Annotated in this window: 10 protein-coding genes; 7 read left to right on the top strand and 3 right to left on the bottom strand. The window is 68.4% G+C overall.

Going from position 1 to position 12,331, the window contains the following annotated elements; genetic code table 11:
- Positions 1-125: 125 nt before the first annotated feature.
- Positions 126-1,025, bottom strand: a complete 900-nt coding sequence (locus ACKI2N_RS01320; RefSeq protein WP_420993989.1) for an alpha/beta fold hydrolase — start codon at positions 1,023-1,025, stop codon at positions 126-128.
- A gap of 232 nt (positions 1,026-1,257) precedes the next feature.
- Here ACKI2N_RS01320 and ACKI2N_RS01315 point away from each other — a divergent pair, with 232 nt between their 5' ends.
- The 6 genes from ACKI2N_RS01315 to ACKI2N_RS01290 all read left to right on the top strand — a co-directional run bounded on the left by ACKI2N_RS01315 (position 1,258) and on the right by ACKI2N_RS01290 (position 8,276).
- The gene (locus tag ACKI2N_RS01315; RefSeq protein ID WP_420994134.1) at positions 1,258-1,734 is read left to right on the top strand and encodes a Fur family transcriptional regulator; all 477 of its coding nucleotides are present in this window, start codon (positions 1,258-1,260) and stop codon (positions 1,732-1,734) included.
- A gap of 97 nt (positions 1,735-1,831) precedes the next feature.
- A complete protein-coding gene (locus ACKI2N_RS01310) occupies positions 1,832-2,923 on the top strand; it encodes a CobW family GTP-binding protein (protein ID WP_420993988.1) in 1,092 nt (363 codons plus the stop codon).
- Positions 2,924-3,225: 302 nt separating this feature from the next.
- The gene (gene dksA, locus ACKI2N_RS01305; RefSeq protein ID WP_420993987.1) at positions 3,226-3,912 is read left to right on the top strand and encodes an RNA polymerase-binding protein DksA; all 687 of its coding nucleotides are present in this window, start codon (positions 3,226-3,228) and stop codon (positions 3,910-3,912) included.
- A 264-nt stretch (positions 3,913-4,176) separates the two neighbouring features.
- Positions 4,177-5,499 (top strand): zinc metallochaperone GTPase ZigA, encoded by a 1,323-nt coding sequence (gene zigA / locus ACKI2N_RS01300; protein ID WP_420993986.1) that lies wholly within the window; start codon positions 4,177-4,179, stop codon positions 5,497-5,499.
- The gene (locus tag ACKI2N_RS01295) at positions 5,489-5,971 is read left to right on the top strand and encodes a hypothetical protein (RefSeq protein WP_426990266.1); all 483 of its coding nucleotides are present in this window, start codon (positions 5,489-5,491) and stop codon (positions 5,969-5,971) included. The genes zigA and ACKI2N_RS01295 overlap by 11 nt, the downstream gene beginning before the upstream one ends.
- A 169-nt stretch (positions 5,972-6,140) precedes the next feature.
- Complete coding sequence (locus tag ACKI2N_RS01290; RefSeq protein ID WP_420993984.1) at positions 6,141-8,276, top strand: TonB-dependent receptor; 2,136 nt, start codon at positions 6,141-6,143, stop codon at positions 8,274-8,276.
- A 24-nt stretch (positions 8,277-8,300) separates the two neighbouring features.
- Here ACKI2N_RS01290 and ACKI2N_RS01285 read toward each other — a convergent pair whose 3' ends face one another.
- A complete protein-coding gene (locus tag ACKI2N_RS01285) occupies positions 8,301-8,924 on the bottom strand; it encodes a glutathione S-transferase family protein (protein WP_420993983.1) in 624 nt (207 codons plus the stop codon).
- Between the two features lie 288 nt (positions 8,925-9,212).
- On the opposite strand from ACKI2N_RS01285, the gene ACKI2N_RS01280 reads away from it, so the two are divergent.
- Positions 9,213-10,793, top strand: coding sequence for an ABC transporter substrate-binding protein (locus ACKI2N_RS01280; protein ID WP_420993982.1), 1,581 nt, complete (start codon positions 9,213-9,215; stop codon positions 10,791-10,793).
- A gap of 945 nt (positions 10,794-11,738) precedes the next feature.
- Here ACKI2N_RS01280 and ACKI2N_RS01275 read toward each other — a convergent pair.
- Complete coding sequence (locus ACKI2N_RS01275) at positions 11,739-12,284, bottom strand: GNAT family N-acetyltransferase (RefSeq protein WP_420993981.1); 546 nt, start codon at positions 12,282-12,284, stop codon at positions 11,739-11,741.
- Positions 12,285-12,331: the final 47 nt, after the last annotated feature.

The following is a 12,331-nucleotide window of genomic DNA, read 5'->3' as shown; positions in this document are numbered from 1 at the left end:
ATATCGGGAAAAACCCGCGAAGACATTTCTATCACCGCTTAAAAGTCCGCTTCGGGTCCGCTCCGGGTCCGCTCCGAGCCAGCCTCGGGTTTCGCCAGTCCGCCCATGCCGTGCGGCGCGGAGATTCAGCCGAAGAAATCGAGCATGTCCTGCTGCAGCAAGGCCGGGGCTTCCTCCGGTATGTAGTGCCCGCACGGCAGCGCCTGGCCGCCGACGTCGGCGGCCACTTCCTGCCATAGCGACAGCGGCTCGAAGCAACGTGCCACCACGCCGTGCTCGCCCCACAGCACGCGCAGCGGGCAGGCGACGCGGCGGCCGTCGGCCCGGTCGGCGCGGTCGTGCTCCAGGTCGATGGTGGCGGCCGCGCGGTAATCCTCGCACATGGCGTGCACGTGGGCCGGATCGCGCATGGCGGCGACGTAGGCGGCCATCGCGTCGGGTGCGAAGGGACTTGCGGCGCCATGGCGCAAGCCCATCAGCTTGTGCAGGTAGAACTCGGGCTCCGCGTTGATCAGCGTCTCGGGAAACGGCGCCGGCTGGATCAGGAAGAACCAGTGCCAGTAGGCGGCGGCAAAGGCCATGCTGGTGCGCTCGTACATTGCCAGCGTGGGCGCGATGTCGAGCAGCATGGCGCGCGTGACGCGCCCGGGGTGGTCCATGCACAGGCGGTGGGCCACGCGCGCGCCGCGGTCGTGCGCGCACAGCGCGAAGCTGCCGAAGCCCAGGCGCGCCATCACCTCCACCTGGTCCTGCACCATGGCGCGCTTGCTGTAGTTCTCGTGGCCGGGGCTGCCCGGCGGCGCGTCGCTGCTGCCGTAGCCGCGCAGGTCGGTGGCGACCACGGTGAAGCGGTCCGCCAGCGCGGGCGCCACCTTGTGCCAGATCAGGTGGCTTTGCGGATGGCCGTGCAGCAGCAGCAGGGGCGGGCCCGAGCCGCCCCGCACGCCAGAGATCGAGACTTCGCCGGCCTGCACGCGGAACGGCTCGAAATTGGGAAACAGCAGGGCGCTGGCATCGTTCTGCATCGGGAAGTCTCCTCGGGGACCTGCGGACATAGGCGGCAATGCGGCAGGCGCGGCCTGCTGCTGCCGATGATAGATGCAACCGGAAGCCAGCGGGAGCGCGGGTGCCGTGCCGCGCCCGCGCCGCCCGCCGGAGCGCAGTTGACGCAACTGAATTGCATCAGTGCGGGGCCTATGGTTAAATCGGCCCATGAGCAGCAGCCCCACCCCCAACCTGGCCGCGCCGGCCCCCGGCATGACGCCGGCGGCAGCCACCCTGGACGCCGCCCACGAGCGCCTGCGCGAACTGGGCGCCCGCGTCACCCAGCCGCGCCTGGGCATCCTGGCCTGCCTGATGGAAAGCAGCGAAGCGCTGACCCACCAGGCGGTGATCGACCGCATGCCGGCCGACGGCGAAGCGGTGGACCGCGTGACCGTCTATCGCGTGCTGGACTGGCTGGTCGAGCAGGGCCTGGCGCAAAAGCGCGCCGGCCACGACCGCGTGTTCCGCTTCAGCCTGGTCGAGCACGAGGCGGCGCGGGCCCAGGCCCACCGCCAGCACAGCCATTTCCACTGCAGCCGCTGCGACCGTACCTTCTGCCTGGACGGCACCGGCGTGCCGGCCCAGGCCGCGCCCAAGGTGCCGCGCGGATTCGCCGTGGAGCACGTGGAACTCACCGTCAACGGCGTATGCGCCGAATGCGGCGCACACGCGCCGGGGCAGCGCGGATGAACGCCCGCGCCGCCCGGCACCTGCCGCCGGCAACATTTCAACCACGCCGGCCCCGCGCGCGGCAGGCCCGTGGCATTTCCTTCCCGGAGAAACAATAATGTCCAAACTGATCCCGGTCACCATCCTGACCGGCTTCCTCGGCAGCGGCAAGACCACCCTGCTCAAGCGCATCCTGAGCGAGCAGCACGGCATGAAGATCGCCGTGATCGAGAACGAGTTCGGCGAAGAGAACATCGACAACGAGATCCTGGTCCAGGACGGCCGCGAGCAGATCGTGCAGATGAGCAACGGCTGCATCTGCTGCACCATCCGCGGCGACCTGGTGGCGGCGCTGTCGCAGCTGATGACGCAGCGCGACGCCGGCGAGCTCGATTTCGACCGCGTGGTGATCGAGACCACGGGCGTGGCCAACCCCGGCCCGGTGGCGCAGACCTTCTTCATGGACGACGAGATCGCCTCGCGCTACCTGCTGGACGCCGTGATCACCCTGGTGGACGCCAAGCACGCCAACCTGCAGCTCGACAAGCAGGAAGAGGCGCAGCGCCAGGTAGGCTTTGCCGACGCCATCTTCATCACCAAGGCGGACCTGGTGCCCGAGGCCGACGTGGCCGAGCTGCGCCACCGCCTGCTGCACATGAACCCGCGCGCGCCGGTGCGCACGGCACATTTCGGCGAGGCGCCGATCGAGACGATCTTCGACCTGCGCGGCTTCAACCTGAACGAAAAGCTCGAAATCGACCCCGATTTCCTGCGCGCCGAGGCCGAGGAGCACGATCACGACCATGCCCACGGCCATGAGCACGGCGATCATTGCGGCGACGACTGCGGCCACGACCACCACGATCACGACGATCACGGCCATCATCACGACCACCACCACCATCACCACCACACCGACCGCATCGGCTCCTTCGTCTTCCGCAGCGAGCGGCCGTTCAACTACGGCAAGCTGGAGGAATTCCTGTCCGGCATCCTGTCGGTCTACGGCGAGAACCTGCTGCGCTACAAGGGCGTGCTGTACATGGACGCGGTCGACCGCAAGGTGGTGTTCCAGGGCGTGCACCAGCTCATGGGCAGCGACATCGGCGCCAAGTGGGGCGACGAGACCCCCGGCACCAAGATGGTCTTCATCGGCGTGGACCTGCCCAAGGACGCCATCCTGAAGGGCCTGGCGACCTGCCTGGCCTGACCCCGCGGCGGGCGTCCTCCGCCCGCCCCGCCCTCCCCCGCCGGCGGGGGGATCGGGAACTCAGGGAAAACTCCCCGCTTTTCCCCCATATCTCCAAAATTTTTGTTCAAGTACAATAGTCTGGATTTAGTGCGGGTTTCGCAGCCTCGGCGGCGGCACCCGCGCAATGCAGGGCGGCGGCCGTCGTCAGCATGAGGCGGGCTGCCGGCAGGTGCGGTCGCAGTGCTTCGTGCGGGGACCGCCCTCCGCTTGGGGCACACGTTCCGCGCCGACATCGATCGACGCGAGAAAAGAGGTGTCCCATGGTAGCCGCAACGAAAACGAAAGAAAGCCGCAGCAAGAACGGTAGCGCTGCGGCCGAGACGCTGAAGGCGCGGCCCACCAAGGCTGCGCCTGCTCCCCGCGGCAGTACGGTGCACGCCGGTGCGGGCGAGGCCAAGGGGGGCACGCAAAGCAGCAAGACTGCAGCCAGCCAGAGCGAAACGTCCGCGCCGCGCAAGCGGCAGGACACTGCACCCGAGCGGACCAAGACGCCGCCGGTCGCATCAACAAGAGAATCAGCAGCAACCATGAGCAGCAATAAACTTCTGACTGAAGCTGAAATCCTGAAGATGGGCGACAAGGATTACATGAACGAGGCGCAACTGGCCTTTTTCAAGCATCGCCTTGAGCAGCTGCGCGACGACATCCTGAAGAACGCGGATCAGACCACCGAGCACCTGCGCGAAACGGTGATCGTGCCCGATCCTGCGGACCGCGCCACCATCGAGGAAGAGCACGCCCTCGAGCTGCGCACGCGCGACCGCGAGCGCAAGCTGCTCAAGAAGGTGGAGCAGTCGCTGGCCCGCATCGAATCGGGCGACTACGGCTGGTGCGAGGAAACCGGCGAGCCGATCGGCGTGCCGCGCCTGCTGGCGCGCCCCACCGCCACGCTCTCGCTGGAAGCCCAGCAGCGCCGCGAACTGCGCCAGAAGCTGTTCGGCGACTGAGCCGGGGCCCGCTCCCGCGCTCCCAGACGGCCCGGTTATCCGGGCCGTTTTGCTTGGGCCGTTTTGCCTGGGCCGCCCGCGCCCGCGCCAATTTCCCGCACCGTCTTTGTGGTGTCATCGTCACGGGCCTATCATTAGGAACCGCGGGATTCGTGCGGCCCGGTGGCGCCCGCCCGCGCACCCGGCGGCCCCGAACGCCCGGCTTTCTGATACAGTCGCAACTTTGTTGCAACAACGAGCGCCCGTCGCGGCGCGCTTCCTGCCATGGCCGATCGCCTGCCCGTCACCGTGCTGTCCGGATTCCTCGGTGCCGGCAAGACCACCCTGCTGAACCACATCCTCGCCAACCGCGAAGGCAAGCGGGTGGCGGTGATCGTCAACGACCTGGCGGACGTGAACATCGACGCCCGGCTGGTCGGCGACGGCATGGTGGCGCAGGCCGGCGAGCGCCTGGTGGAGCTGTCCAACGGCTGCATCTGCTGCACGCTGCGCGAGGACCTGCTGGTCGAGGTGGCCAAGCTGGCGCGCGAAGGCCGCTTCGACTACCTACTGGTGGAATCCACCGGCGTGGCCGAGCCGCTGCCGGTGGCCGAGACCTTCACCTTCGAGGACGAGCAGGGCGTGGCGCTGGACAGCATCGCCCGCCTGGACACCATGGTGACGGTGGTCGACGCCGCCCATTTCCTGCAGGACTTCAACGAAGCCGATTTCCTCCAGGACCGCGGCCAGGCGCGCGACGAGGACGACGACCGCACCGTGGTCGACCTGCTGATCGAGCAGGTCGAGTTCTGCGACGTGATCGTGCTCAACAAGCTTGACCTGGTCGGCGACGCCGAGCGCGCGCGCCTGACCGGCATCCTGCACACGCTCAACCCGCGCGCGGCCATCGTGCCGGCCAGCTTCGGCAAGGTGCCGCTGGACAGCGTGCTCGACACCGGCCGCTTCGACTTCGACGCCGCGGCCGCGGCGCCCGGCTGGCTGGCCGAGCTGCGCGGCGAGCATGTGCCGGAAAGCGAAGCCTACGGCATCGGCAGCTTCGCGTACCGGCGCCGCCGCCCGTTCCACCCGCAGCGCTTCGCCGACCTGATCCACACCGAATGGCTGCGCGAGCACGGCAGCGTGCTGCGCTCCAAGGGCTTTTTCTGGCTGGCCACGCGCATGGACACGGCCGGCACCTGGGGCCAGGCCGGCGGCGTGTGCCGCCACGGCGGCGCCGGTGCCTGGTGGGCCGCGCTGGACGTGGCCGAATGGCCCGACGACGAAGACAGCCGCGCCGGGATCGAAGCCGACATGACCGTGGACGGCCAGCCCGCGCCGTTCGGCGACCGCCGCCAGGAGCTGGTGCTGATCGGCCAGGACCTCGACCGCCCCGCGCTCGAAGCGCTGCTCGACGCGTGCCTGCTGACCGACGCCGAGATGGCGGCCGGCCCGGCGGCCTGGGCGAGCTACGCGGACCCGTTCCCGGCCTGGGAAGACGAATTCGACGACGGCCACGTGCACGGCGACGACTGCGGCTGCGGCGATCACGATCACGACCATGGCCATCCTCACGGCCATGGCCATGGCCACGGCGGACATGATCACTAAGCCGCTGCGGCCCTGGCAGCGCCTGCAGCGCCGCCGCGCGCGCGGCCTCGGCCTGTGGCCGGCGCTGTGGCTGTCGCTATGCCTGCTGCTGGCCCAGCATGCCGGGCTGACGCACCGCGTCCATCACGGCAGCATGCCGTATCTGCCGGTGCAGGCGTTCGCCTATGATGCCGCCGCTGCCACCGACACCGGCGGCGGCGCCGACGACGGCGCGCGCGAGCTCCTGGCCGCCGCCGAGGAAATGGAGGCGGCCGAGCCCGCCACCCCGCTCTCCCTCGGCCCGGCCGGGCACTTCTGCGTCCTGTTCGACGGCGCCACCGTGGCCGCCAGCCATTGCGGCACGCCGGCCCTGCCGGCGCTGACCCACCTCCAGTCCCCGCTGCCGCCCGCCAAGGGCTGGCGCAAGCCTGACCTGCCTCCGGCCAGGCCCTTCCATACGCGCGCGCCCCCGGCCGCCGCCACCCTCGCCTGACATCCGGGCCGCGGCCGCCATGCCGCCGCCCGCTTCCTGACGCACCGCGCCACACGCAGCCTGCCGTGCCCGCCGCCGCCCCGCGCCTTCGCTCGCGCCGGCGGCGCGGCGCGCCTGCGCGGCCGCCGGCGCCATGCGCCTGACCGCATCAAAAAAAGCAATACGAGCCATGTCCTTGTCTTACCGCTTCCAGGCAGAATATTTCCTGCGCCGTACCCCGCTGGCCACCATCGCGGCCCTGATCGCCGCCGCTCCCGCGGCCGCCCTCGCGCAGAGTGCGCCCGCCGCGCCGGCCGCTCCCGCCGCCACCCTGCGCGAGGTGGTGGTCACCGCCAACCCGCTCGGCAGCGAGCTCACCGACCTGGTCGCGCCGGTGTCCAGCCTCGGCGGCGACGCCCTCACGGTGCGCCAGGGCAGCACCCTGGGCGAGACGCTCGACCGGCTGCCCGGCGTGTCCTCCAGCTACTTCGGCCCCAACGCCAGCCGCCCGATCATCCGCGGCCTGGACGGCGACCGCATCAAGGTGCTGCAGAACGGCGGCAGCACCATCGACGCCTCCACCCTTTCCAACGACCACGCCGTGCCGGTGGACCCGCTGGTGGCCGAGCGCATCGAGGTGGTGCGCGGGCCGGCCGCGCTGATGTACGGCGGCAACGCCATCGGCGGCGTGGTCAACGTGATCGACAACCGCATCCCCAAGGAGCCGATCCGGGGCGTGGGCGGCGCGGTGGACGCCAGCGCCACCGCCGGCGGCGACAGCGCGCGCGCCGCCAGCGGCCTCGTCGAGGCCGGCAACGGCCAGTTCGCCATCCATGCCGACGGCTTCGTGCGCAAGACCAGCAACCTGCGCATTCCCGGCTACGCGCGCAGCGCCGCGCTGCGCGAGAGCCAGCCGCTGCCCGAAGGCGAATCCGAAGCCTACGGCCGCCTGCCCAACACCAGCGCGCAGCAGCAGGGCGGCTCGCTCGGCGGCGCCTACACCTGGGCCGACGGCTTCGTCGGCGCCAACTACAGCGAGTACCACAACGAATACGGCACCCCGGCCGAAGACGACGTGCGCCTGCAGATGCGCCAGCAGCGCTTCGCGCTCGAAGGCGAGGCGCGCAACCTGGCCGGCCGCACCGGCGGCTTCATCGAGTCGGTCAAGGGCAAGTTCAGCTACACCGACTACGAGCACAAGGAAATCGAGTCCGGCGAGACCGGCACCGTCTTCAAGAACCACGGCTGGGATGCGCGCTTCGAGGCGAAGCACGCGCGCATCGGCAACATGACCGGCGTGATCGGCACCCAGTTCGGCTCGACGCGCTTCTCGGCGCTGGGCGAGGAAGCCTTCGTGCCGAGCACCGACACCGACAACGCCGCGCTGTTCATCTTCGAGGAAATGCCGCTGACCGCCAGCGGCGACCTCAAGCTCAACCTGGGCGCGCGCATGGACCACACCAGCCTGAAGGCGCGTGCCGACGGCAACGAGCGCTTCTCGGACGCCAGCCGCAGCTTCAATGCCGGCAGCGCCTCCGCCGGGCTGCTCTACAAGCTGGCGCCGGCCTGGTCGCTGACCTCCAACCTGGCCTACACCGAGCGCGCGCCCACCTTCTACGAGCTCTACGCCAACGGCCCCCACGTGGCCACCGGCGCGTGGGAACAGGGCAACCCGGACGCATCCAAGGAACGCGCCACCTCGCTGGACCTCGGCATGCGCTTCAAGTCCGGCCCGCACAGCGCCAGCCTGTCGGGCTACTACAGCCGCTTCTCCAACTACCTGGCGCTGTCGGCCACGGGCAACGCGCGCGACGAAGAGGGCAACGTGGTGGCGCCGGGCACGGCGGGCGCGCTGCCCGAGTTCCAGTACCAGGGCGTGGCCGCCACGCTGTACGGCTTCGAGGCCGAGGGCCGCGCGCGCGTGGCGCAGAAGCTGCTGACCGGCAGCGACACGCTCGACCTGGAAGCGCGCGCCGACTACGTGCACGGCCAGAACCGCACCACCGGCGAGCCGCTGCCGCGCCTGTCGCCGCTGCGCATCGGCGGCGCGGTGGTCTACGGCGCCGGGCCCTGGGGCGCGCGCGCCGACGTGACCTATGCCGCGCGGCAGTCGCGCGTGCCGGCCAACGACACCCCCACCGACGGCTACACCCTGCTCGGCCTGTCCATCACCTACAAGTTCAAGATGGCCGGCACGCAGACGCTGGTCTACCTGCGCGGCGACAACCTGACCAACCAGGACGCCCGCAGCTCGACCTCGATCCTGCGCGACATCGCGCCGCTGGCCGGGCGCAACGTCAAGATCGGCCTGCGCACCACGTTCTGAGCGCCGCCGCGCCGCGGGGAAACCTCAGGCGATGCCGTTGCAGCCGTGCCGGGCAAACCCGGCACGGTCCCGCAGGCGCGCGAAGTACGCGGCCACCGCCGGGTAGTCCGGGTGCGCCAGCGGGGTGGCGTACCAGCGGTTGACCGAAAGGCCGAGCGCAATGTCCGCGAGCGAAAAGCCGGCGCCGGCGGCATGGCCGCCGGTGGCCGCCAGTTGCCGCTCCAGGATGCCCATGCAGCGCGCCCACGCCGCGGCGGAAGCCGCGATCTGCGCGGCGTCCTGGTGCGCCGGCGACTGCCGCACCAGTCCCATGAAGGCGTACCGCCAGGCCGGGTTCAGCTCGCACGCCTGCCAGTCCAGCCACTGGTCGATGCGCGCCCGCTCGCGCGCGGCGGCCGGATAGATGGCCGCGCCGCCGTATTGCGCCGCCAGGTAGCGCAGGATGGCATTCGATTCCCACAGCACGAAACCGCCGTCGTCGATCACCGGCACCATCGCATTGGGATTGAGCGCCAGGAAAGCCGGCGTGTCGGTCGGGCGAAAGCCCGCGCCCCAGTCCTCGCGCGCATATGGCAGGCCGAGCTCGTCGCAGCACCACAGGACCTTGCGCACGTTGATGGAGGCGGCTTTTCCGAGGATCTTCAGCATGGCGGCGGGCGGGTGGATTGAAGGACGGCGCGGCGCGGCGCGCGGCATCCAATATACGGGCCGGCTGTCAGGCCGCACAGGAACAGTCGCGCCGTTTTGCGGCAGGCCAGTCGCGCCGCCCGCATGCCTTGCGACGGTGAAAAGCGCGCGCGAGACCGCAAGAACGGGCACGCCCGGCGTGCACGGCTGCCTCGCCGCGGTGCACGCCGCGCTGCGGGTCGGCCCGCCTTGACCCGGCGCGGGCGAGTCCCGACAATGCCTGCATCGCAATACAACCAAGGACCACCGATGACCGTCATCCGCCGCGCCCTTGGCGCCGCAGCCTTCGCCGCCAGCCTCGCCTGCGCCGCGCTTTCGCCGTCCGCCGTGGCCGCCGGCCTGACCATCGGCCTGTCCGGCGACATCACCTCGCTCGACCCGCACTATCACAACGTCACGCCCAACGCGAACGTGGCCGAGCACATGTTCGAGGCGCTCATCGCCAAGGACGAAAAGATGCGCTTCAAGCCCGCGCTGGCGCTGTCGTGGAAGCCCGTCGACGACACCACCTGGGAAATCAAGCTGCGCCCCGGCGTGAAATTCCACGACGGCAGCGAATTCACCTCGGCCGACGTGGTCTACTCGCTCAACCGCCCCGCCACCGTCAAGAACAGCCCGTCGCCGTACACCATCTACACCAAGGGCTTCAAGGACATCGTCGCGGTCGACAAGCTGACCGTGCGCATCACCACCAACGGCCCGTACCCGCTGGTGCCCAACGACCTGTCGACCACCTACATGGTGTCGAAGAAGGTGGCCGAGAACGCCAGCAGCGACGACTTCAACAGCGGCCGCGCCATGGTCGGCACCGGCCCCTACAAGTTCGCCGGCTTCCGCAAGGGCGACCGCGTCGACCTCGTGCGCAACGACAACTACTGGGGCAACAAGCCCGAATGGGACACCGTCTCGCTGCGCATCCTCACCAACGACGCGCCGCGCGTGGCCGCGCTGCTGGCCGGCGACGTGCAGGTCATCGAGAACGTGCCCACCTCCGACATCCGCAAGCTGTCCGCCGACCCCGGCGTGAGCGTGTTCAAGGTGCCCACCTTCCGCCTGATGTACCTGCACCTGGACAGCAACCGCGACGTCACCCCGTTCGCCGCCGACAAGGCCGGCAAGCCGCTCGCCAAGAACCCGCTCAAGGACCCGCGCGTGCGCGCCGCCATCTCGCACGCCATCTCGCGCCAGGCCATCGTCGACCGCGTGATGGAAGGCGCCGCCGAGCCCACCGGCCAGCTGGTCAACTCCACGCTGTTCGGCTACGTGCCGTCGCTCAAGCCCGACACCTTCGACGCCGCCGCGGCCAAGAAGCTGCTGGCCGACGCCGGCTACCCGGACGGCTTCCAGCTCACGCTGCACGCGCCCAACAACCGCTATGTCAACGACGAGCAGGTCGCGCAGGCCATCGCCTCGATGCTCTCGCGCATCGGCATCCAGACCCGCGTGGAAGCCATGCCGTCGGCCACCTTCTTCACGCGCGCCAACAAGCTCGACTTCTCGTTCATGCTCGCTGGATGGGGGGCCGACACCGGCGAGGCCGGGTCCTCGCTCAAGTCATTGCTGGCGACCTATGATCCGGCCAAGGGGTGGGGGGCGTCCAATCGCGGGCGCTACAGCAATGCGGCGCTCGATGCCAAGCTGAGCGCGGCGCTGACCACGATCGACGATCGCGCGCGAGAGAAGTTGTTGCAGGATGCAACGGAGATCGGGATCAAGGATTATGGGGTGATTCCGCTTTATTTTCAGATTAATGTTTGGGCGGCGAGGAAGGGGTATAACGTGGTGCCCAGGCAGGATGAGAGGACGCATGCGTTTGCGATTTCCAAGTAAGGGGAGTTCTTCTGGCGCATGGAAGTCTGCGTGAGTCTGCGGGCTGGGCCTGGCGGCCCGGGCTTTTTTGGTCCTTCTGGCGCATGTCAGTGCGCTCGCGTCTGTGGGCCTGGCGGCCCGGGCTTTGGTTGGTTTATTTTTTCGTATTTTTGAGTCTGCTTGCCGCTGTGGGCCTGGCGGCTTGGGCTTGATAGCCCGTTCGCGCACATGTAAGTGTCACTTTTCTTTTCTCGAAAAGAAAAGTAACCAAAAGAAAGCGATTCTTGCAGAAGGCTGGGCGCTCAGACTTCAGGTTTGATGGTGGTTTCGTGGTGGGCACGTTGGCTTCGACGAGACTGCTGACGCTACCGGTTTGCTCGCCTGCGGCGTCGCGGGTGGTGTTCGATTCGTGGTGAGGCTGCATGATGGCAGCGGCCCAAGTGGTTCAAGCTGCTGCCGCGACCGGCGCGGATGCCACGTCATAGGCACGGCACTGGTTTCGTGGTGGGCGCGGTGGCACCAGTTTGAACGTAGCCGCATACACCCGCGCCCCGGTCCACGACGCCCACCACGAAACCACGGAGGTGCTACGTCGTGGCCGCCCAAACCGGTAACGGCAGATAGCCGAACTGGCAGTGTGCTCGCCATCATAGGTCTGACCCCGAGACCACTGCCGCCAGCAAGATCGTGGTGGGCCGCACCGGTAACGGCAGGATGCCAGCAGAACCGCAGTCCCCACCACGAAACCACCAACAACCAGAAACCCCAACGTTTCTGCCCCTGCCGGCCAGGCAGTCCGCTTTCTTTGCCTACTTTCTTTTCGGAAAAAAGAAAGTAGGTCGCTCCGGGGGAGCGAAAGCCTTTGACTTTTATTTTAAGACTTTGACCTTGAATTTTATTTGAAATATATTAAATAATTAAAAATTTAAAAATAAAGCAAAATCCCCATTCCTAAAATCAAAAAACCTACCCCTCATACCAAGGCGGCACCAACGAATACATAGCCGCCGCACAAGGCACCCCATTCAACACCAGCCGGTTCCGCGCGATGCATTCGAACTGCGCGCCGATCTTCTCCGCCACCGCGCGGCTGACCACGTTGTTCTCCGCGGCCACCACCTCGAGCCGTGTCAGCCCCAGCCAGTGAAATCCATAGCAAGCCATCAGGTCGGCCGCGCGCGCGCCGATTCCCTGGCGCTGGCGGCTCTGGCGGATCCAGTAGCCCAGGTTGCCGAAGTTGTAGTCGCGGTTGATCTGGTTGATGGAGACGCCGCCGTACAGCTCCCTGCCGTCCGGGGCGAACACGCCGATGTCGTAGGCGTCGCCGCTGCTCATGCTTTCCGAGCACATGTCGAACCAGCTCTCGGCATCGCGCACGTTGTAGCCGGCGTGGCACCAGGGCATCCACTTGCCCACGGTGTCGAGGGATTCGTGCACGGCCGCGACGAACTGCGGCACATCCGTATAGCGGAACGGACGAAGCAGGAAACCCTTGCCGTGGAGCGCTTGCATGGTGGGGCCTCTTGTCCTCAAGTCGTCAATTCCCCGGTTTCTCGGTT

Origin of the sequence: Cupriavidus sp. 30B13, assembly GCF_049059565.2 — a bacterium.
GTDB lineage: Bacteria > Pseudomonadota > Gammaproteobacteria > Burkholderiales > Burkholderiaceae > Cupriavidus.
The sequence above is the reverse complement of the archived record's forward strand: the minus strand, read 5'-3'. Positions and strand labels throughout refer to the sequence as shown.